The sequence below is a fragment of the Variovorax sp. SG517 genome (assembly GCF_013376045.1).
Taxonomy (GTDB): Bacteria; Pseudomonadota; Gammaproteobacteria; order Burkholderiales; family Burkholderiaceae_C; genus Variovorax.
The window spans coordinates 32906-53323 of record NZ_JABMJG010000007.1 but is presented as its reverse complement, the minus strand read 5'-3'; the positions used below and the strand labels follow the sequence as shown (position 1 = coordinate 53323).

Annotated in this window: 13 protein-coding genes and 4 tRNA genes; 13 read left to right on the top strand and 4 right to left on the bottom strand. The window is 66.3% G+C overall.

Annotated elements, in window-relative coordinates; genetic code table 11:
- Both hpnD and hpnC read right to left on the bottom strand, forming a co-directional pair.
- The gene (hpnD, locus tag FHT32_RS21430; protein ID WP_176666633.1) at window positions 1–840 is read right to left on the bottom strand and encodes a presqualene diphosphate synthase HpnD; all 840 of its coding nucleotides are present in this window, start codon (window positions 838–840) and stop codon (window positions 1–3) included.
- Window positions 837–1751: a squalene synthase HpnC gene (gene hpnC / locus FHT32_RS21425; protein WP_176666632.1), complete on the bottom strand. Its 915-nt coding sequence runs from the start codon at window positions 1749–1751 to the stop codon at window positions 837–839. The genes hpnD and hpnC overlap by 4 nt, the downstream gene beginning before the upstream one ends.
- Before the next feature lie 152 nt (window positions 1752–1903).
- Between hpnC and FHT32_RS21420 the strand changes: the two genes are divergently transcribed.
- The 4 genes from FHT32_RS21420 to FHT32_RS21405 all read left to right on the top strand — a co-directional run bounded on the left by FHT32_RS21420 (window position 1904) and on the right by FHT32_RS21405 (window position 8410).
- A complete protein-coding gene (locus FHT32_RS21420; RefSeq protein ID WP_176666934.1) occupies window positions 1904–3748 on the top strand; it encodes a potassium transporter Kup in 1845 nt (614 codons plus the stop codon).
- A 119-nt stretch (window positions 3749–3867) separates the two neighbouring features.
- Window positions 3868–5064 (top strand): efflux RND transporter periplasmic adaptor subunit, encoded by a 1197-nt coding sequence (locus FHT32_RS21415; protein ID WP_176666631.1) that lies wholly within the window; start codon window positions 3868–3870, stop codon window positions 5062–5064.
- On the top strand, window positions 5061–8219 hold the full coding sequence (locus FHT32_RS21410) for an efflux RND transporter permease subunit (protein WP_176666630.1): 3159 nt from the start codon (window positions 5061–5063) through the stop codon (window positions 8217–8219). The genes FHT32_RS21415 and FHT32_RS21410 overlap by 4 nt, the downstream gene beginning before the upstream one ends.
- Window positions 8220–8323: 104 nt before the next feature.
- Window positions 8324–8410, top strand: a tRNA-Leu gene (locus FHT32_RS21405).
- An 86-nt stretch (window positions 8411–8496) separates the two neighbouring features.
- On the opposite strand, the gene FHT32_RS21400 is transcribed toward FHT32_RS21405, so the two are convergent.
- Window positions 8497–9513, bottom strand: coding sequence for a tetratricopeptide repeat protein (locus FHT32_RS21400; protein ID WP_176666629.1), 1017 nt, complete (start codon window positions 9511–9513; stop codon window positions 8497–8499).
- A gap of 263 nt (window positions 9514–9776) precedes the next feature.
- Between FHT32_RS21400 and tig the strand changes: the two genes are divergently transcribed.
- The 9 genes from tig to FHT32_RS21355 all read left to right on the top strand — a co-directional run bounded on the left by tig (window position 9777) and on the right by FHT32_RS21355 (window position 18130).
- Window positions 9777–11093 (top strand): trigger factor, encoded by a 1317-nt coding sequence (gene tig, locus FHT32_RS21395; protein ID WP_176666628.1) that lies wholly within the window; start codon window positions 9777–9779, stop codon window positions 11091–11093.
- A gap of 114 nt (window positions 11094–11207) precedes the next feature.
- Window positions 11208–11816, top strand: coding sequence for an ATP-dependent Clp endopeptidase proteolytic subunit ClpP (gene clpP / locus FHT32_RS21390; RefSeq protein ID WP_176666627.1), 609 nt, complete (start codon window positions 11208–11210; stop codon window positions 11814–11816).
- Window positions 11817–11923: 107 nt separating this feature from the next.
- Entirely contained in the window at window positions 11924–13189 is a 1266-nt protein-coding gene (gene clpX, locus FHT32_RS21385) for an ATP-dependent Clp protease ATP-binding subunit ClpX (protein ID WP_176666626.1), read from the top strand.
- 23 nt (window positions 13190–13212) lie between these two features.
- Entirely contained in the window at window positions 13213–15654 is a 2442-nt protein-coding gene (gene lon / locus FHT32_RS21380) for an endopeptidase La (protein ID WP_176666625.1), read from the top strand.
- A gap of 61 nt (window positions 15655–15715) precedes the next feature.
- Window positions 15716–15791: transfer RNA gene (locus FHT32_RS21375), tRNA-Gly, on the top strand.
- A 63-nt stretch (window positions 15792–15854) separates the two neighbouring features.
- Window positions 15855–15928, top strand: a tRNA-Cys gene (locus FHT32_RS21370).
- A 100-nt stretch (window positions 15929–16028) separates the two neighbouring features.
- Window positions 16029–16120, top strand: a tRNA-Leu gene (locus FHT32_RS21365).
- Between the two features lie 20 nt (window positions 16121–16140).
- Window positions 16141–16782: a DUF6806 family protein gene (locus FHT32_RS21360; RefSeq protein WP_176666624.1), complete on the top strand. Its 642-nt coding sequence runs from the start codon at window positions 16141–16143 to the stop codon at window positions 16780–16782.
- 49 nt (window positions 16783–16831) lie between these two features.
- Window positions 16832–18130, top strand: a complete 1299-nt coding sequence (locus FHT32_RS21355) for an MFS transporter (RefSeq protein WP_176666623.1) — start codon at window positions 16832–16834, stop codon at window positions 18128–18130.
- 11 nt (window positions 18131–18141) lie between these two features.
- On the opposite strand, the gene FHT32_RS21350 is transcribed toward FHT32_RS21355, so the two are convergent.
- Entirely contained in the window at window positions 18142–20349 is a 2208-nt protein-coding gene (locus FHT32_RS21350) for an Ig-like domain-containing protein (protein ID WP_176666622.1), read from the bottom strand.
- Window positions 20350–20418: the final 69 nt, after the last annotated feature.

The window sequence follows — 20418 nt, the reverse complement described above, 5'->3', positions numbered from 1 at the left end:
CTAGATGCGCCCCAATGCCTGTACCTTCCACGCCAGCCAGAACTTGCGCACCGGAGTCAGGCTCACCCGCTGGTTCAGCACCTGGAAGTTGTCGCGCTCGATCTCGCGCAGCAGGGTGCGGTAGATGCTGGCCATCATCAGGCCGGGCTTCTGCGAGCGGCGGTCGGCCAGCGGGAGCAGGGCGAGCGCTTCGTCGTAGGCGGCGTGGGCGCGCGCGGCCTGGAACTTCATGAGTTCGACAAAACGGTCGGAGTGCACGCGGTTCAGGATCTCGTGCGCCTTCACGTCGAACTTCTGCAGTTCGTTGACCGGCAGGTAGATGCGCCCGCGCATGGCGTCCTCGCCCACGTCGCGCAGGATGTTGGTGAGCTGCAGCGCCAGGCCCAGCTTGTGGGCGTAGGCGGTGGTCTGGGCGTCGGTCTGGCCGAAGATGCGGGCGGCGACCTCGCCGACCACGCCGGCCACGAGGTGGCAGTAGCGCGAGAGGCCCTGGAAGTCGAGGTACCGCGTCTGGTCCAGGTCCATCTGGCAGCCGTCGATCACCTCGTTGAGCTGGCGCGCTTCGATGCCGTAGGCCGCGGCGTGGGGCATCAGCGCCTGCATCACCGGATGGCGCGGCGTGCCCGCGAACGACTGCGCCACCTCGGTGCGCCACCAGGCGAGCTTGGTGGCGGCCACGCCGGGGTCGCTGACCTCGTCGACCACGTCGTCGACTTCACGGCAGAAGGCATAGAAGGCCGTGATCGCTGCGCGGCGCGGCTTGGGAAGGAACAGGAAGGCGTAATAGAAACTGCTGCCCGAGGCGGCGGCCTTGTCTTGCACGTATTGCTCGGGGGTCATCGGGGAGGCGCTGCTTTCATGGGGCGTGATTGTCTCCGCATCCGCACGGCCTTCCAGAGCAGCACCGGGGCGTCGAGCTTGCCGATGGCGGGGCGCTGCGAGAAGGTGTCGAAGCCCAGGTCCTCGATCTTGTCGAGGATGCGCAGGCCGCCCTGCACGACCAGGCGTAGCTCCCAGCCGGCACGGCCCGGCAGGCGATGCACGAGGGGCGCGCCCTGGTGCATCAGCTCGCGCGCCCAGTAGACCATCACTGCTATCAGATTGATAGCTTCCTGAGGTGGCTCGGAGGCGGACAGCGGCGCGAAGACCTTGAAGTTCTCGGGCGTCAGGCCGCGCCGGTCGCAGTCGGTCAGCGGAAAGTAGAAGCGGCCGCGCGGCAGGTCGACGCTCGGGTCCTGCCAGAAGTTGATGAGCTGCAGCGCGCTGCAGATGGCGTCGCTCTGGGCCAGGGCCCCGGCGTCGTGCACACCGTAGAGGTGCAGCAGCAGGCGGCCGACGGGGTTGGCGGAGCGGCGGCAGTAGTCGAGCAGCTCGGCGCGGTCGGCGTAGGTGCCGCGGTCGCGGGTTTTCTCGATGTCCTGCACGAAGGCGCTCAGCAGGTCGGCGAGCAGGTCTTCGGGCAGTCCGTGCCGGGCGATGCTGTGGGCGAGCGGGCCGAAGACGTGGGGCCAGCGCGACTCGGGCCGCACTTCGCCGCGGGCGGCCGCGGCCAGCTCTTCACGGTAGGCGCGCAGGTCGGCCAGGCGCTCGGTGGGCGATGCGCTGCCTTCGTCGGCGATGTCGTCCGCCGTGCGTGCGAAGTGATAGATGGCCGCGATCGGCGGGCGCAGGTGCGGCGGGCATAGCCAGGAGGCCACGGGGAAGTTTTCGTAATGCGCAGGTGGCGCGGCGTGTTGGGGAGTGGCGGACACGCCACGATTGTCAGCGACGACGCAATGCCCCGGCACTATGCTCGCAGCGTCGCCACTACGAACTCCCCCGCTTCATGAAAGCATCCGCTCCGGCTTCCGGGTCCCAGGTTTCAGCGTACGGCGAGGCGGCGCATCCGACGGGCCCGGCGCTCATGGTCGCGGCGCTGGGCGTCGTGTTCGGCGATATCGGCACCTCGCCGCTCTACGCCTTCAAGGAAACGATGAACCCCGAGCACGGCGTGCCGTTCACGCCCGATTCGGTGCTGGGGCTGCTCTCGCTGATCTTCTGGGGACTGATGTTCGTGGTCACGCTGAAGTACGTGGTGTTCGTGCTGCGTGCCGACCACGACGGCGAGGGCGGCATCCTGGCGCTGCAGGCCTTGGCGCGAAGCGCCGTAGCGGGACCGAAGACGAAGCCCTGGGTGTGGAGCGCCATCGGCATGCTGGGCCTGGTGGGGGCGGCCATGTTCTATGGCGACAGCCTCATCACGCCGGCCATTTCGGTGCTGTCGGCGGTCGAGGGGCTGGAGGTGCAGGCGCCCGTGCTGCAGCGCGCGGTGATCCCGACCACGGTGGTGATCCTGGTCGCGCTCTTCATGGTGCAGAAGAAGGGCACCGGCACGGTGGGCAAGATATTCGGGCCGGTCATGCTGCTGTGGTTCATCGTGCTGGCGGTGGCCGGCGCGTGGCAGGTGCTGCAGCAGCCGCAGGTGCTGGCGGCACTCGATCCGCGCCGCGCCTTCGGCTTCCTGATCGAGCACCGGGCGCAGTCGCTGGCGGTGCTGGGCGCGGTGTTCCTGGCCTTCACGGGCGGCGAGGCGCTGTACGCCGACATGGGGCATTTCGGCGCCAGGCCGATCCGCCTTGCATGGATCTTCATCGCGTTGCCGGGGCTGGTGCTGAACTACTTCGGGCAGGGCGCGCTGGTGCTGGCGAACCCGGCCGCCATCGACAACCCGTTCTTCCGGCTCTTTCCTTCGTGGGGCGTGCTGCCGATGGTGGTGCTGGCGGCAATGGCGACGGTGATCGCCTCGCAGGCGGTGATTTCGGGCGCCTTCTCGCTCACGGCGCACGCCATGCGCATGGGCTACCTGCCGCGCATGCGGGTCATCCAGACATCCGGCACGGCCATCGGGCAGATCTACGTGCCGGCGGTCAACTGGCTGCTGATGGTGGGAGTGCTGCTGCTGGTGCTGGGCTTCAGGAGCTCGGGGGCGCTGTCGGCGGCGTACGGCATCGCGGTGTCGATCACGATGGTGACGACCACGCTGCTGGCCGGCATCGTGGCCTGGGGGCTGTGGCGCTGGAACAAGGTGGCGGTGGTGATCGGCGTGGCGGCTTTCGCGGTGGTCGACCTGACTTTCGTGATCGCCAACAGCCTGAAGGTGGCCGAGGGCGGCTGGCTCACGCTGGCCGTAGCGGCCGTGGTGATGGTGCTCTTCACCACCTGGTCGAAGGGGCGCCGGCTGGGGCTGGAGGCGGCTGCGGCGGAGAGCCTGCCGCTGCGGCCCTTTGTCGAGTCGCTGGCGCAGCACATGCCGCACCGCGTCAGCGGCACGGCCGTGTTCCTGAACCCCGACGCCACGGCGGTGCCGCATGCGCTGCTGCACAACCTCAAGCACAACCAGGTGCTGCACGAGCAGGTGATCGTGCTGCGCGTGCTGCCTTGCGACACGCCGCGCGTCGACGCGCGCATCCGCATCGAGGCCGAGCAGCTGATGGAGGGCATCTGGATGGTCACGGCGCGCCACGGCTTCATGGAACGGCCGGACGTGCCGGAATTCATTCGCATCCTGGCCTACCAGAAAACGCTGGCGATCGACTCGATGAAGACGTCGTACTTCGTCTCCCGGGCCTCGGTGGGCGAGGAGAACCTGCCGGGCATGAACCCCATCCGGCGCGCGCTCTTCGGCTGGCTGCAGCGCAATGCAGGGCGGGCCTCTGACTATTTCGAACTGCCCGACAACCGGCTCGTGGAGATGGGCCAGCGCACCTAGAAGATTCGGCGGCTGGCAGGCCCTAGTGACCGGCGGGTCATTGACACCGGTTCACGTTTACCCTAGATTACTAACCAGTGGGTCAGTAATGATCCGGTTCGTCCTTTCCAGGGTGTCTCATGACCGCTTCCGCCGTCTTCCCGTCCCGCCTCCGCAGCGCCGCCTGGCTGCTGCTTCCCGCCATCTTTCTGGCTGGCTGTTCACCCAAACCCGCGGCTGAAGACCCGGTCCGGGCGGTCAAGTTCGTGACCGTGGGGGCGAGCGAATTCGACGCCCAGCCCGAGTTCTCGGCCGAGGTTCGCGCCCGCGTCGAGTCGCGACTGGGCTTCCGCGTCGGCGGCAAGATCACCAAGCGCCAGGCCGAGCTCGGCCAGCACGTGCAGGCCGGCCAGGTGCTGGCCCAGCTCGATCCGCAGGACTACCGCCTCGCCGCCGAAGCGGCACGCGCCCAGCAGGCCGCCGCGCTGACCAATCGCGACCTTGCCGCCGCCGACCTCAAGCGCTACACCGAGCTGCGGGCCCAGAACTTCATCAGCGGCGCCGAGCTGGAGCGCCGCGAAACCACCTGGAAGGCCGCGCAGGCCCAGCTCGAGCAGGCACAGGCGCAGCTCGCCTCGCAGGGCAACCAGGCCAACTACACGACGCTGGTGGCCGACGTGGCCGGCATCGTCACCGCCATCGAGGCCGAGCCCGGCCAGGTGGTGCAGGCCGGCACGCCGGTCGTGCGCATTGCGCAGGACGGCGCGCGCGACGTGGTGTTCGCGGTGCCCGAAGACCGCGCCACGCTGATCAAGACCGGTTCGCCCGTCACGGTGCGCGGCTGGTCCGGCGGCAACGAGCTGCAGGGCCAGGTGCGCGAGGTGGCGGCGAGCGCCGACGCGGTCACGCGCACCTACTCGGTCAAGGTTTCCATCGACGCGGCCACGGCGCCGCCTCTGGGCGCCACGGTCTACGCCCGTCCGCAGGCCCTGGCGCATTCCAGCGCTCCTGTGATGAAGCTTCCGACCAGCGCGCTGCGCCAGGAAGGCAAGGGCACTTCCGTGTGGGTGCTCGACAAGTCGACGATGACGGTGCGCTCGCAGCCCGTGCAGGTGGCCACTGCCGACGGCAACGAAGCCGTGATCGTGGGCGGCGTCTCGCCCGGCATGATGGTCGTGGCCGCTGGCGTGCACGTGCTGTCGCCGGGGCAGAAGGTCACCATCTACCAGTCCAAGGAGGCGGCCGCGGCCGCCGCCAATGTCGGCAAGGAGTCGGCGCAGCCCGTCACGGCCGTCGCGGCGACGAACAAGGAGATCGCAGCGGGTGCCGCCAAATGAGCGGCGGCGCAGCGAACCCCAACGACAAGCCCTCGGGCTTCAATCTCTCCAAATGGGCGCTGGACCACGCGCCCCTCACGCGCTACCTGATGGTGGTGCTGATGGTGCTGGGCGCGTTCGCGTACTTCCAGCTCGGGCAGGACGAAGACCCGCCCTTCACCTTCCGCGCGATGGTGGTGCGCACCTATTGGCCCGGCGCCACCGCGCAGCAGGTGGCCGAGCAGGTCACCGACAAGCTCGAACGCACGCTGCAGGAGGCGCCCTACGCCGACAAGATCCGCAGCTATTCGAAGCCCGGCGAGTCGCAGATCATCTTCAACATCAAGGACTCGTCGAAGTCCACCGAGGTGGCGAACGTCTGGTACACGGTGCGCAAGAAGATCGGCGACATGCGCGCCACCTTGCCCGCCGGCGTGCAGGGGCCGTTCTTCAATGACGACTTCGGCGACGTCTACGGCGTGATCTATGCGCTGGAGAGCGAAGGCTTCAGCTATGCCGAGCTCAAGACCCTGGCCGACGACGTGCGCCAGCAGCTGCTGCGCGTGAAGGACGTGGCCAAGGTCGACCAGTTCGGCGTGCAGGACGAGAAGGTCTACATCGAGATCTCGCAGAAGCGCCTGGCGCAGCTGGGGCTCGACTTCAACGCGGTGCTCTCGCAGCTCGGCTCGCAGAACGCGATCGAGAGCGCGGGCACGATCCAGTCGCCGCTGGACGTGGTGCAGGTGCGCGTCGCGGGCCAGTTCACCAGCGTCGACCAGCTACGCGAGATGCCCATTCGCGGCAGCTCGGGCAACCAGCTCAAGCTCGGCGACATCGCCGACATCCATCGCGGCTACGTCGATCCGCCCTCGGTCAAGATGCACCACCAGGGCAAGGAAGTGATCGGCCTGGGCGTGTCGATGGCCAAGGGCGGCGACATCATCGCGCTGGGCAAGGCGCTGAAGGCCACCACGGCGACCATCGAGCAGCGCCTGCCGGCCGGCGTGAAGCTGGCGCAGGTGCAGGACCAGCCGGTGGCGGTGGCGAGTTCGGTCAACGAATTCGTGGGCGTGCTGATCGAGGCCGTGGCCATCGTGCTGGCCGTGAGCATCATCTCGCTGGGCCTGCACAAGGGCGGGCGCTTCGGCTGGTACATCGACATGCGCCCGGGGCTGGTGGTGGCCATCACCATCCCGCTGGTGCTGGCCGTGACCTTCCTGGCCATGAATTACTTCGGCATCGGGCTGCACAAGATATCGCTGGGCTCGCTCATCATTGCGCTGGGCCTGCTGGTGGACGACGCCATCATCGCGGTCGAGATGATGGTGCGGAAGATGGAAGAGGGCTACGACAAGGTCCGCGCCGCCACCTTCGCCTACGACGTGACGGCCAAGCCGATGCTCACGGGCACGCTCATCACCGCTGCGGGCTTCCTGCCGATCGGCATCGCCAAGTCGGTGACTGGCGAGTACACCTTCGCGATCTTCGCGGTGACGGTGATCGCGCTGGTGCTGTCGTGGATCGTCTCGGTGTACTTCGTGCCCTACCTGGGCACGCTGCTGCTCAAGGTGAAGCCGCACGACCCCAACGCGCCGCCGCACGAACTCTTCGACACGCCGTTCTACAACGCCTTCCGCCGCTCGGTGAACTGGTGCGTGCAGCACCGCTGGATGACCATTGGCGCCACGGTGCTGATCTTCGCACTGGGCATCTTCGGCATGGGCAAGGTGCAGCAGCAGTTCTTCCCGGATTCGAGCCGGCCGGAGATCCTGGTCGACATCTGGTTCCCCGAAGGCACCTCGTTCGCCGCGAACGAGGAAGTGGCCAAGCGCGTCGAGAAGCGCCTCATGCAGGAGGCCGGCGTGAGCACCGTCAGCACCTGGATCGGCTCGGGCGTGCCGCGCTTCTACCTGCCGCTGGACCAGGTGTTCCCGCAGACCAACGTGTCGCAGCTGATCGTGCTGGCCAAGGACCTCAAGGTGCGCGAGACCCTGCGCATCAAGCTGCCGCAGGTGCTGGCGCAGGAATTCCCCGAGGTACGCGGTCGCGTGAAGCTGCTGCCCAACGGCCCGCCGGTGCCGTACCCGGTGCAGTTCCGCGTGATCGGGCCCGACCCGGCGCTGCTGCGCGGCCACGCCGACGAGGTGAAGGCGGTGCTGCGCGACAACGCCAACATGCGCGGCGTGAACGACAACTGGAACGAGTCGGTGAAGGTGATCCGCCTCGAGATCGACCAGGCCAAGGCGCGCGCGCTGGGCGTGACCAGCCAGGCCATCGCGCAGGCTTCCAAGACCATGTTCAGCGGCACGACCGTGGGCCAGTACCGCGAGAACGACCTGCTGATCGACATCGTGCTGCGCCAGGCGCCCGACGAGCGCCAGGCCATCTCGGACATCGGCAACGCCTACATCCCGACGACCTCGGGCCGCTCGATCCCGCTCACGCAGATCGCCAAGCCGGTGTTCACCTGGGAGCCGGGCGTGATGTGGCGCGAGAACCGCGACTACGCCATTACCGTGCAGGGCGACGTGATCGAGGGCCTGCAGGGCGCCACCGTGACCGCGCAGCTGCTGCCCAAGCTGCGCGAGCTCGAGGCCGGCTGGGTCGCGGCCGGGCAGGGCGCCTATCGCATCGAAGTGGCGGGCGCGGTGGAGGAAAGCAGCAAGGGTTCGGCCTCCATCGTGGCGGGCGTGCCGATCATGCTGTTCCTGGTGTTCACGCTGCTGATGCTGCAACTGCACAGCTTCAGCCGTTCGTTGCTGGTGTTCATCACCGGTCCGATGGGCATCGCCGGCGTGGCCGGCGCGCTGCTGGTGCTGAACCGGCCCTTCGGCTTCGTCGCGCTGCTGGGCGTGATCGCGCTGATGGGCATGATCCAGCGCAACGCGGTGATCCTGATCGACCAGATCGAACTCGACCGCGCGGCGGGCGTGCCGGCGTGGGATGCGATCGTCGAATCCGCGGTGCGCCGCCTGCGGCCGATCGTGCTGACGGCGGCCGCAGCGGTGCTGGCGATGATCCCGCTGTCGCGCAGCGTGTTCTGGGGGCCGATGGCCGTTGCCATCATGGGCGGGCTGATCGTGGCAACGGTGTTGACCCTGCTCGCGCTGCCCGCGATGTACGCCGCTGCATTCCGTGTGAAGCGCGAGCCGGAAACGCTGCCAATTAGCGTCTAAAATCGCTGGCTGACCGATTTCAAGCGGATGGTCTTTGGCCCACGGGAATCCGTGGTGCGAAAAGCCCGTCCGCTTTTGCATTCACCTGAAAAAAGATTGGCATCGCGCGGGTGGCGAAATTGGTAGACGCACCAGGTTTAGGTCCTGACGTTCGCAAGAACGTGCCGGTTCGAGTCCGGCCCCGCGCACCAGCCCTGCACGTAGCCCGTTCTATCGAGCAGACTGAAAGCCCCGTTCCGCAAGGAGCGGGGCTTTTTCTCTTTCCCTTTTCCCCGGCTTACCAGTCGCTACTGCTGCTGCTGCTGCTGCTGTCGCTGCTTCCGCTGTCGGAGCTGCTGCTACTGCTCGAGTCGTCCCACGAGCTCGTGTCGCTGATGCCGAAGTCGTTGTCGACGAAGCTGCGGTCGACCTGGCGCTCCGGCTCCGGGTCGGACGTGGGCCACAGGCTGCTGCCCATCCTGTCGTTGCCGCTGTCGTGGCCGCGGTGGGTGTTGAAGATGTTGACCGTACTGCCCCGGTGCTCGTCGGAGCGGTCGTTCATCATGTGGCGCAGCAACTCGCCCGCGACAACCGCGCCCACGCCCGCTGCCGCACCCGCGGCCAGCGCGCCGCCGATGCCGGGCCCCTGGCTGGGTGCGGGAGGTGCGGAGCCGTAGTCCCTGTAGTCGTCCGTCCTGCCGTAGCCCATCGACGAATCGCTCGTGGGCCTGGAGAACCTGGTTCCGCTCCCGGCGGGGACAGGCGCCTCGAAGGTGGTGGCGCGGCGGCGCTGCTGGAAGACCACATAGGCGACGACGAACAGCGCCACGATGCCGATCGGCCCCCAGGGGATCGGGCCGGACGATGAGCCCGTATCCGTCTTGCCGGACGCCAATGCTGCAGCCGGGCTGGGTACGGGCGGTGGCTCGGGTTTGGTCTCGACCGGTTTCTCCAGCTTGCGCTCGAGCTTGGCGACCGATTCGGCCTTCGCGAACTTGAGTCCCGGCGAGAGCTCCTTGGCCAGGGCCAGTTCGTCGCGGGCATCGTCGAGCTCGCCCTTCATCGCGAGAAGCTCGGCGTGCACATAGCGGGCCTTCGCGCTCTTCGGATGGTTCTTCAGCACCTTCGCGATCATCGCGTCGGCATCGGCCATCTTTCCGTTGCTCGCAGCTTCGTAGATCTGCTGGATGGTTGGCTCCTTCGCCGCCGCTGCAGCCGGCGTGGCGGTCTTGGCCAGCGCGGGCGCAAGCATGCCGAACGCGAGGGCCACGGTGAAGGCGAGGGAGGCGAGCAGTCGCTGGAAGAGCATGGGCATTCGTTTCTCGGGGAAATGTCGAATCGCAGCCACTGTAAAGGCGAATTCGGTGCCGGATCGGACATGTTGTGCGATCTCCATCGCCATCGGTCCTTGGCCCGCTCAGAACGGGCGCTTCCAGCCGATTAGAATCATCGGTTGCCCAGTTTTGCAGGCGGCACGCACGTGCCTCCGCATAAATCCCGCGAGCGCGTGTAAGTCCTTGATCTGTATTGATAAAAAGATGCAGGCCCCGCGCACCAGCCCCTTACCAGGAAGACATCATGACCGTGACCGTTGAAACTCTCGAGAAGCTCGAACGCAAGATCACGCTGACCCTGCCGGTCGGCACCATCCAGTCCGAAGTCGATTCGCGCCTCAAGAAGCTCGCGCGCACCGTCAAGATGGACGGCTTCCGTCCCGGCAAGGTGCCGATGAACGTCGTGGCCCAGCGCTATGGCTACTCGGTGCACTACGAAGTCATGAACGACAAGGTCGGCGAGGCCTTCTCGCAAGCCGCGAACGAAGCCAAGCTGCGCGTCGCCGGCCAGCCCCGCATCACCGAGAAGGAAGACGCGCCTGAAGGCGAACTGGCCTTCGACGCGGTCTTCGAAGTGTTCCCCGACGTCAAGATCAACGACCTGTCGGGCGCCGAAGTCGAGAAGCTGTCGGCCGAAGTCGGCGATGACGCCATCGACAAGACCCTGGACATCCTGCGCAAGCAGCGCCGCACCTTCGCCCAGCGCGCGCAAGACGCCGTGGCCCAGGACAGCGACCGCGTGACCGTCGACTTCGAAGGCAAGATCGACGGCGAGCCCTTCCAGGGCGGCAAGGCCGAAGACTTCCAGTTCGTCGTCGGCGAAGGCCAGATGCTCAAGGAATTCGAAGACGCCGTGCGCGGCATGAAGGCCGGCGACAGCCGCACCTTCCCGCTGTCGTTCCCGGCCGACTACCACGGCAAGGACGTGGCCGGCAAGCAGGCCGACTTCCTCGTCACCGTGAAGAAGATCGAAGCCTCGCACCTGCCCGAAGTCAACGAGCAGCTCGCCAAGTCGCTCGGCATCGCCGAAGCCACGGTCGAAGGCCTGCGCGCCGACATCAAGCGCAACCTCGAGCGAGAAGTGAAGTTCCGCCTGCTGGCCCGCAACAAGAACGCCGTGATGGACGCCCTGGTGGCCAACGCCGAGCTCGACCTGCCCAACGCCAGCGTGCAGTCGGAAGTCAACCGCATGGTCGAAGGCGCCCGCGCCGAGCTGAAGCAGCGCGGCATCAAGGACGCCGACAAGGCTCCGATCCCCGACGAAGTGTTCCGCCCGCAAGCCGAGCGCCGCGTGCGCCTGGGCCTGGTGGTCGCCGAACTGGTGCGTGCCAACAACCTGCAGGCCAAGCCCGAGCAGATCAAGGCCCACATCGACGAGCTGGCCGCCAGCTACGAGAAGCCGGCCGACGTGGTGCGCTGGTACTTCAGCGACAACAACCGCCTGGCGGAAGTCGAAGCCGTCGTCATCGAGAACAACGTGACCGATTTCGTGCTGAGCAAGGCCAAGGTCAACGAAAAGTCGGTGTCGTTCGACGAACTGATGGCTCAGCAGCAGGGCTGATCTCCGTCTCGCCCGCAACGCCAATGGGGCTTGTGCTTTGCGGCACGAGCCCCATTTCACTCAGGCGTACAGTTCAGAAACAGCGAACGATTCCATTTCCCGGAGAGCAAATACATGAGCGCACAGGATATCCAGGCCCTCGGCATGATCCCGATGGTCATCGAGCAATCCGGCCGCGGCGAGCGGTCGTATGACATCTATTCGCGTCTCCTCAAGGAGCGCATCATCTTCCTGGTGGGCGAGGTCAACGACCAGACCGCCAACCTCGTGGTGGCCCAGCTGCTGTTCCTCGAGAGCGAGAACCCGGACAAGGACATTTCCTTCTACATCAACTCCCCGGGCGGCAGCGTGAGCGCCGGCATGGCCATCTACGACACCATGCAGTTCATCAAGCCCGACGTGTCGACCATGTGCCTGGGCTTCGCGGCCAGCATGGGCGCCTTCCTGCTGGCAGCCGGCGAGAAGGGCAAGCGCTTCTCGCTGCCCAACTCGAAGATCATGATCCACCAAGTGCTCGGCGGCGCACGCGGCCAGGCGACCGACATCGAGATCCACGCCCGGGACATCCTGCGTACGAAGGACCAGATGAACCGCATCCTGGCCGAACGCACCGGCCAGCCGCTGGAAAAGGTCAAGGCCGACACCGAACGCGACTATTTCCTCACGGCCGACGAGGCCAAGGACTACGGCCTGGTGGACCAGGTCGTCGCCAAGCGCGGTTGAACGCCGGCGCCGAGGGCGCCAAATGGCAAAAAACGGCGTTTTCCACACGGGAAACGCCGTTTTTGTTTAGTTATCATTGTCCCTACCCTGTAACGAGGCAAATGTCCATGGCCGATAAAAAAGGCTCCTCCAGCGAAAAAACGCTTTATTGCTCGTTCTGCGGCAAGAGCCAGCACGAGGTCAAGAAGCTGATCGCGGGCCCTTCGGTCTTCATCTGCGACGAGTGCATCGACCTTTGCAACGAGATCATCCGCGACGAACTCCCGGCGGGTGAGGAAGCGCGCGAGGCGCGCAACGACCTGCCCACGCCGCTGGAGATCAAGGCCAACCTCGACAACTACGTGATCGGCCAGGAGCCGGCCAAGCGCATGCTGTCGGTGGCCGTCTACAACCACTACAAGCGCCTGCGCCACAAGGAAAAGGCCAAGGGCGACGACGTGGAGCTCAGCAAGAGCAACATCCTGCTGATCGGCCCCACCGGCTCGGGCAAGACGCTGCTGGCGCAGACGCTGGCGCGCATGCTCGACGTGCCCTTCGTGATGGCCGACGCCACCACGCTGACTGAAGCCGGCTACGTGGGTGAAGACGTCGAGAACATCATCCAGAAGCTGCTGCAGAGCTGCAACTACGAGGTCGAGCGCGCCCAGCGCGGCATCGTCTACATCGACGAGATCGACAAGATCTCGCGCAAGTCCGACAACCCCTCGATCACGCGCGACGTGTCGGGCGAGGGCGTGCAGCAGGCGCTGCTGAAGCTCATCGAAGGCACCATGGCCAGCGTGCCGCCGCAGGGCGGGCGCAAGCATCCGAACCAGGACTTCCTGCAGATCGACACGACCAACATCCTTTTCATCTGCGGCGGCGCGTTCGCGGGCCTGGAGAAGGTCATCGAAAACCGCACCGAAGCCTCGGGCATTGGCTTCGGCGCTTCGGTCAAGAGCAAGCAGCAGCGCAGCCTCACCGAGGTGTTCCGCGAAGTCGAGCCCGAAGACCTGATCAAGTTCGGCCTGATCCCCGAGCTGGTGGGCCGCATGCCCGTGGTCGCCTCACTCGCGGAGCTCAGCGAGGACGCGCTGGTCCAGATCCTCACCGAGCCCAAGAACGCGGTGGTGAAGCAGTTCACCAAGCTGCTGCAGATGGAGGGCGTGGACCTCGAGATCCGCCCCGCGGCGCTCAAGGCGATCGCCCGCAAGGCGCTGGCACGAAAGACCGGTGCGCGCGGTTTGCGTTCGATCCTTGAACAGTCACTGATCGACACCATGTTCGAATTGCCGAACGCGACCAATGTCGACAAGGTGGTGGTCGAGGAATCGACCATCGACGAAAACAAGCCCCCGCTGCTCGTGTACCGCGAAGCGGCGAAAAAGGCTTAAAGCCAAAGACGCGAAGGATCTGCATGTCTGGCCATACCCCTCTGCCTCCCGAAGCCCTCGACCTGCCGCTGCTGCCGCTGCGCGACGTCGTGGTGTTTCCACACATGGTGATCCCGCTGTTCGTGGGGCGCCCCAAGAGCATCAAGGCGCTCGAACTCGCCATGGAGGCGGAGCGCCGCATCATGCTGGTGGCCCAGAAGGCCGCCGCCAAGGACGAGCCCTCGGTCGAGGACATGTTCGAGGTCGGCTGCGTCTCGACCATCCTGCAGATGCTCAAGCTGCCCGACGGCACGGTGAAGGTGCTGGTCGAAGGCCAGCAGCGCGCCCGCGTGAACCGCATCGATGACGGCGAGACCCACTTCTCGGCCAACGTGACGCCCGTCGAGGCGCCCGAAGGCGGCGAGAAGGGCACCGAGGTCGAGGCGCTGCGCCGCGCGGTGATGCAGCAGTTCGACCAGTACGTCAAGCTGAACAAGAAGATCCCGCCCGAGATCCTCACCTCGATCTCGAGCATCGACGATCCGGGCCGCCTGGCCGACACCATCGCCGCCCACCTGCCGCTCAAGCTCGACAACAAGCAGGCCGTGCTGGACCTCGACGACGTCAAGGCTCGCCTGGAGAACCTGTTCGGCCAGCTCGAGCGCGAAGTCGACATACTGAACGTCGACAAGAAGATCCGTGGGCGCGTGAAGCGCCAGATGGAGAAGAACCAGCGCGACTTCTACCTCAACGAGCAGGTCAAGGCCATCCAGAAGGAGCTCGGCGAGGGCGAAGAGGGCGCGGACATCGAGGAGATCGAGAAGAAGATCAAGCTCGCGAAGATGTCCAAGGAAGGCCTGAAGAAGGCCGAGGGCGAGCTCAAGAAGCTCAAGCTCATGTCGCCCATGTCGGCCGAGGCCACCGTGGTGCGCAACTACATCGACGTGCTGATCGGCCTGCCGTGGAGCAAGAAGACCAAGATCAAGCACGACCTCGCCAACGCCGAGGCGGTGCTCAACGCCGACCACTACGGCCTGGAGAAGGTCAAGGACCGCATCCTCGAATATCTCGCGGTGCAGCAGCGCGTGGACAAGGTCAAGGCGCCGATCCTGTGCCTCGTGGGACCTCCGGGCGTGGGCAAGACCTCGCTGGGGCAGTCGATCGCCAAGGCGACCGGCCGCAAGTACACCCGCATGGCGCTGGGCGGCATGCGCGACGAAGCCGAGATCCGCGGCCACCGCCGCACCTACATCGGCGCGCTGCCGGGCAAGGTGCTGCAGGGCCTGAGCAAGATCGGCACGCGCAATCCGCTGTTCCTGCTGGACGAAATCGACAAGCTGGGCACCGACTTCCGTGGCGACCCGTCGAGCGCGCTGCTGGAGGTGCTCGACCCCGAGCAGAACCACACCTTCGGCGACCACTACGTGGAAGTCGACTTCGACCTGAGCGACGTGATGTTCGTCGCCACCTCGAATTCGATGAACATCCCGCCGGCGCTGCTGGACCGCATGGAAGTCATCCGCCTCTCGGGCTACACCGAGGACGAGAAGACCAACATCGCGATCAAGTACCTGCTGCCCAAGCAGATGAAGAACAACGGCGTGAAGGACGACGAACTGTTCGTCACCGAAGAGGCCGTGCGCGACATCGTGCGCTACTACACGCGTGAAGCGGGCGTCCGTTCGCTCGAGCGCGAACTGTCCAAGATCTGCCGCAAGGTGGTGAAGGGCCTGCTGCTCAAGCAGCTCACGCCCAAGGTCACCGTCGACGGCGCGAACCTCAACGAGTTCCTCGGCGTGCGCAAGTACACCTTCGGACTCGCGGAGAAGCAGAACCAGGTCGGCCAGGTGGTCGGCCTCGCGTGGACCGAAGTCGGCGGCGACCTGCTGACGATCGAGGCCGTGACCATGCCCGGCAAGGGCGTGATCAGCCGCACCGGTTCGCTGGGCGACGTGATGAAGGAGTCTGTCGAGGCCGCGCGCACCGTGGTGCGCAGCCGCTCGCGCCGGCTCGGCATCAAGGACGAGATGTTCGAGAAGCGCGACATCCACATCCACGTGCCCGACGGCGCCACGCCGAAGGACGGCCCGAGCGCGGGCGCTGCGATGACGACGGCCTTCGTGTCGGCGCTCACGGGCATTCCGGTGCGCGGCGACGTCGCGATGACCGGCGAGATCACGCTGCGAGGCGAGGTCACCGCCATCGGCGGCCTGAAGGAAAAGCTGCTGGCCGCGCTGCGCGGCGGCATCAAGACCGTGCTGATCCCGGAAGAGAACGCCAAGGACCTGCAGGAGATCCCCGAGAACGTGAAGAACGGCCTCGAGATCGTGCCGGTGAAGTGGATCGACAAGGTTCTCGAGATCGCTCTCGAGAAGCAGCCCGAGCCGCTGTCCGACGAAGAGGTCGCTGCGTCCGCTGCTGCGATGGCCGAACTGGCCAAGCAGCGCACGCCGGCACCGGCCTCCGAAGGCTCGGTCAAGCACTGATCGAACGGTCGCAAAAGTTGCGGGACCTTGAAAAATTGGTATATACTTCAAGGCTCGAAACGCGGGAATAGCTCAGTTGGTAGAGCGCAACCTTGCCAAGGTTGAGGTCGAGAGTTCGAGACTCTTTTCCCGCTCCAGTTTTGAAAAAGGGAAGCTCCAGCTTCCCTTTTTTTCGCTAGTTCGATTTCGTATTTCTGCGTGGCGCGATAGCAAAGCGGTTATGCAACGGATTGCAAATCCGTCTAGTCCGGTTCGACTCCGGATCGCGCCTCCACTCTCTCGGTTCAAACTGATTCGACCCCGAACGCCAAGCCCCGCCAACCGACGTTGCCGGGGCTTGTTTTATTTGGGTTATCGTCGATGTCCAACCTGACGCCCGGATGGTGAAATTGGTAGACACATCGGACTTAAAATCCGCCGCTTCCTTAATCGGGGCATACGGGTTCGACCCCCGTTCCGGGTACCACTCTTACAAGGGAGCATTAGATGCCTCGCTACAACGCTCCATTTGAAATTCATGTGCACGGCGACGTGCCGCTGCGTGCGGACGCGACCTTCGAGCAGATCCAGGAGGCGCTCAAGCCGCTGTGGAAATACGCCGGTGCCAAATCGCTGGCCGACGGCGCCACCAGCAGCTACGAGGAAGAACCCGGCATCCGTTTCGAGCAGAAGGACCACATGCTCCAGATGTGCTGGACCGTGGCCGGCGACGAGGACTTCCGCCAGGCGCTCGACGAGATGTGCATGGGCCTGAACGAACTCTCAGAGCGTGGAGCCGCCATCGAGGTCACTTTCTACGACACCGACTTCGACGAGGAAGAGGGCGACCCCGAGGAAGAATCGCGCGACGACTTCGTGATGCTGTTCGTCGGCCCCAACCCGGCCGCGATCATGCAGGTGCAGCGCGACTTGCTGGTGGAAGACGTGGTCAACCTCATGGAGCGCCACTTCGACGGCTCCGAACTGGGTGGCGTGGTCGCCGAGATCGATCGCCTCTTCAGCGACCGTTTCGATGCGCTCGTGAATTCGCTCGAGATCGGCAAGCGCCCGCGCGGCACCGGCGGTTCGGGCAGCGGAGGCAGTGGCGGCGGGCATGGCGGCGGCCGCCGTCCGCGCCACCTGCACTGATTCCGCGGCACCCCGCGAAGACGCGCCACAACAAGCCACAGGCCCTCGCATGGCCCTGTTCCCCGCCTCGGCGCTGAGACCGGGCGTGCGCAAGCGCGAGGTGTTCGGCTGGGCGATGTACGACTTCGCCAACTCGGGCTACACCACGGTCGTCATCACCGCTGTGTTCGCCGCCTACTTCGTGGGCGGTATCGCCAAGGGCGCTCCATGGGCCGCCTTTGCGTGGACCGCGGCGCTCAGCACCTCGTACGCCATCGTGATGCTCACGATGCCCGCCATCGGCGCATGGGCCGACCTGCGCGCGGCCAAGAAACGCGTGCTCATGCTGGCGACCATCGGCTGCGTCTTCGCAACGGCGGCGCTTGCCATCACCCCCAGCTTCTCCGGCGCTGCCGGCGTGGCGCTGGCGATGGCGCTGATCGTCGTTTCCAACGCCTTCTACTCGTACGGCGAGTCGCTCACCGGCGCCTTCCTGCCTGAGCTCGCGACGGCCGAGGGAATGGGCAAGGTGAGCGGATGGGGCTGGGCCTTCGGCTACGTCGGCGGCATGCTCGCGCTGGGCATCTGCCTGGCCTACGTGCTGTGGTCTCAATCCAAGGGCCTGCCGGCGGCGCACTTCGTGCCGGTCACGATGCTGATCACGGCCGCCATCTACGGATTGGCCGCATGCGCCACCTTCGCCTTGCTGCCCGAGCGCGCACAGCCCAGGGCCGCCGATACCGGGCTCGGCGCCTGGCAGCAGCTGCGCGCAACCTACCGGCAGGCGCGGGCATATCGCGACTTCATGTGGCTGCTGGCATGCACCGTCTGCTACCAGGGCGGCGTGGCGGTGGCCATCACGCTCGCGGCCATCTATGCGGAACAGGTGATCGGCTTCGTGGCGAGCGAGACGATGGTGCTGATCTTCGTGCTCAACATCGCGGCGGCGCTGGGTGCCTTCGGCTTCGGCTACGTGCAGGACCGCGTCGGCCACAAGGTTTCGCTGGCCGGTACGCTGGCCGCGTGGATAGCGGTCTGCGTGATCGCCGCGATGGTCACCACCAAAGGCGGTTTCTGGTGGGCCGCGGCCATCGCGGGACTCTCGATGGGTTCGAGCCAGTCGGCCGGCCGCGCCATGACGGGCTACCTGGCACCGCCGCAGCAACTCGCCGAGTTCTTCGGCCTGTGGACCTTCGCGACGCGGCTGGCGAGCATCGTCGGCCCGCTGAGCTTCGGCGCCATCACCTGGATGACCGGCGGCAACCAGCGCATCGCGATCCTCTCGACGGCCGTGCTCTTCGTGGCGGGGCTGTTGCTGCTGCTGCCGATCGACATGCAGCGCGGCCGGCAAGCCGCGCTGCGCGCCTGATCAGGCTTCGATCAGGGCAGCCTGTCGCCGAACAGGCTGTCGTTGGTCAGCGGCCAGCCCACTTCTGGCGCATAGCGCACGGTCCAGTTCGCCGGGTTCTTCACACGCGCCGCGAAGGCGGCCAGGTCGGAGCGGTCGAGCGAGCCGGTGTAGATCGCGCTGGTCTGGTTGGCGGGACTCACTGTGAAGCTGAAGGCGGTGCCGGCGGTCGTGACGGCGTCGGGAATGGTGCCCGCGGTGCCACCGAGGGTGATGGTCGCGAGGTAGTCGCCGACGGCGGTGATCTGCCCCGCCACGCCGTCGCCCAGTCCGGCGATGGTGCCGCCTGCAATCGCATAGACGGTTTCCGACTTGCCGATGCCGCCCGGCGACCCGAGCGTGAAGCCCTTGTCCGCGATCGGATTGCCCGTGACGTCGGTCTGGATCGTCACGATGGTGCCTGCCGGCAGGTTCTGGTCGGCGGTCCAGAAGAAGGCCGTCTCGTTGGTGATGCCCGTGAACTCGTTGGTGCCGGACTTGCGGTCGCGGTCGGTGAACAGCACCTTCGTGCCGCCGTTCACCGCCTTCAGGAGCACGAAAGCGTAGGCGTCGGGCGCCTCGGCGTTGGCGGCCATGAAGAGCAGGTCGCCGGTGGCGAGCGTGGTGGCGCCGGCGGTGGTGGTGAAGCTCAGCGTCGTCGCGTCGCCGATGCCGGCAAAGGCGTTGCCGGTGGGGTCGGTGATCGCGTTGCCGTCGATGGTGACGTAGTAGCCGCTGCTCGCCGCCAGCGGTGCGGTCGGCACCAGCTTCAGCTTGTTGAAGGCCACCTGCAGGCGTGCGGCGGGGCTGCTGGCATCGAAGGTCTCGACCACGCTGCCGTCGGCCTTGTGCAGCACGATGCTGCCCGAGCCCAGGCGCACGGCTTCGTTGAACGTCAGCGTGAGCGATGCATCGAGGTTCACGCCCACGAGGCCCGCCAGCGATGCCTTCTTCAGCTTCGGCGCAGTGGTATCGACCAGGGGCGAACCCAGACGCACCACGAAGCCGTCGAATTTCTGGTCGGCGGGCGGCAGGTCCTTCGAGGCGGTCTTGCCGTCCCACTTGGTATCGCCGTTGTCCAGCAGCAGCTGGACCTCCGTACCGGCCTTCACGGGGCCGGGCACCTCCACGACGGACTCGAAGCTGCCGCCGGTTTTCTTCGACAGCGAATCGAGGTCGTTCGACAGCTCGACCGGTGCGCTGCCGGGATTGCCGTTCCATGCGAAGAGCGCGAAGTTTCGCTCCACGTCCGGGCTCGCGGGGCCTGCAGGGCCGGCGACGATCAGGTAGTTGCCATCGGTGCCCTTGTCGATCGAGCGGATGCCGCGGCCGCCCAGTTCGAGCTCGATGGGCGCACCGAAGGCGGCCTGGGTGGCGGTGCCTGCGACCAGCGCCGCGTAGTTCTGCAGCGGCACGATCAGCGCCTTGGAGCGCACGGTGGCACCCGTCTGCGGCGCGCGGAAACCGAGCCACAGCGCGGTGTCGCCCGGCGAGCTGGTCATGCCCTCGATGGAGAAGCCGTCGACCCGCTCAGGCGCGATGCCGGCGCCGGCCGACACGGCAAAGCCGAAGTGATTGGCGCCGAGGCCGTGCGCGTTGCCGGAATCCCAGGCGATGAGCTGCGCCTCGAGCAGCGCGAACTGGCCGACATAGTCGAACGCGGTGGCCGCGCCGGTGCCGCTCACCTTGACGGCGAACAGGTGCGATCGGTCGGAGACGGCGTCCGCGCCGTCCTTCTTGTTGCTGTTGGAGCCGGTGAGGTACAGCGTGTCGCCGATGCGCGTGGCGGCCTCGAGGTCGAGTTCCTTGGCGAGCTTGGGGCCTTCGAGCTTGTAGCTCCATTCCTTCACCGCGGCGCCGCCGGCGCGCGGGTAGACGCGCAGTACGTTGGCTTCGTCGTCCGCCACGATCATGAAGTTGTCGGGCAGGGCGATGGCGGTCGATGCGTCGGACGAGCCCTCGGTGGTGCCCGCATTGGGCGTGAATCGTGCCTTGGAAACGAGCTGGTCGGGCTCAGGCTGCGCGGCGGGCGGCTGCGCCGGTGGCTGGGCAGCAGGAGGCGGCGCAGTGCTTGCCGGCGGAAAGATCGCGCCGAAACCGGAGCCACCGCCGCCGCCTCCGCAGGCGCCCAGCACGAGCGCAAGAGCGCCGGCGAGGATCATGGGCTTGAAGGGAATGCGGGCCTGGGAGAGTGAGTTCATCGTGCGCGGCAATACTTTTTGACAAACCGCGCATGCTGGTACTTCTGTATGACGGCCCGGTGAAAAGCG

Excerpts from the sequence above, each read along its gene's own strand:
- hpnD (WP_176666633.1), bottom strand. The coding sequence starts at position 840 with ATGACCCCCGAGCAATACGTGCAAGACAAGGCCGCCGCCTCGGGCAGC.
- FHT32_RS21420 (WP_176666934.1), top strand. The coding sequence starts at position 1,904 with ATGGTCGCGGCGCTGGGCGTCGTGTTCGGCGATATCGGCACCTCGCCG.
- FHT32_RS21415 (WP_176666631.1), top strand. The coding sequence starts at position 3,868 with ATGACCGCTTCCGCCGTCTTCCCGTCCCGCCTCCGCAGCGCCGCCTGG.
- FHT32_RS21410 (WP_176666630.1), top strand. The coding sequence starts at position 5,061 with ATGAGCGGCGGCGCAGCGAACCCCAACGACAAGCCCTCGGGCTTCAAT.
- FHT32_RS21400 (WP_176666629.1), bottom strand. The coding sequence starts at position 9,513 with ATGCCCATGCTCTTCCAGCGACTGCTCGCCTCCCTCGCCTTCACCGTG.
- tig (WP_176666628.1), top strand. The coding sequence starts at position 9,777 with ATGACCGTGACCGTTGAAACTCTCGAGAAGCTCGAACGCAAGATCACG.
- clpP (WP_176666627.1), top strand. The coding sequence starts at position 11,208 with ATGAGCGCACAGGATATCCAGGCCCTCGGCATGATCCCGATGGTCATC.
- clpX (WP_176666626.1), top strand. The coding sequence starts at position 11,924 with ATGGCCGATAAAAAAGGCTCCTCCAGCGAAAAAACGCTTTATTGCTCG.
- lon (WP_176666625.1), top strand. The coding sequence starts at position 13,213 with ATGTCTGGCCATACCCCTCTGCCTCCCGAAGCCCTCGACCTGCCGCTG.
- FHT32_RS21360 (WP_176666624.1), top strand. The coding sequence starts at position 16,141 with ATGCCTCGCTACAACGCTCCATTTGAAATTCATGTGCACGGCGACGTG.
- FHT32_RS21355 (WP_176666623.1), top strand. The coding sequence starts at position 16,832 with ATGGCCCTGTTCCCCGCCTCGGCGCTGAGACCGGGCGTGCGCAAGCGC.
- FHT32_RS21350 (WP_176666622.1), bottom strand. The coding sequence starts at position 20,349 with ATGAACTCACTCTCCCAGGCCCGCATTCCCTTCAAGCCCATGATCCTC.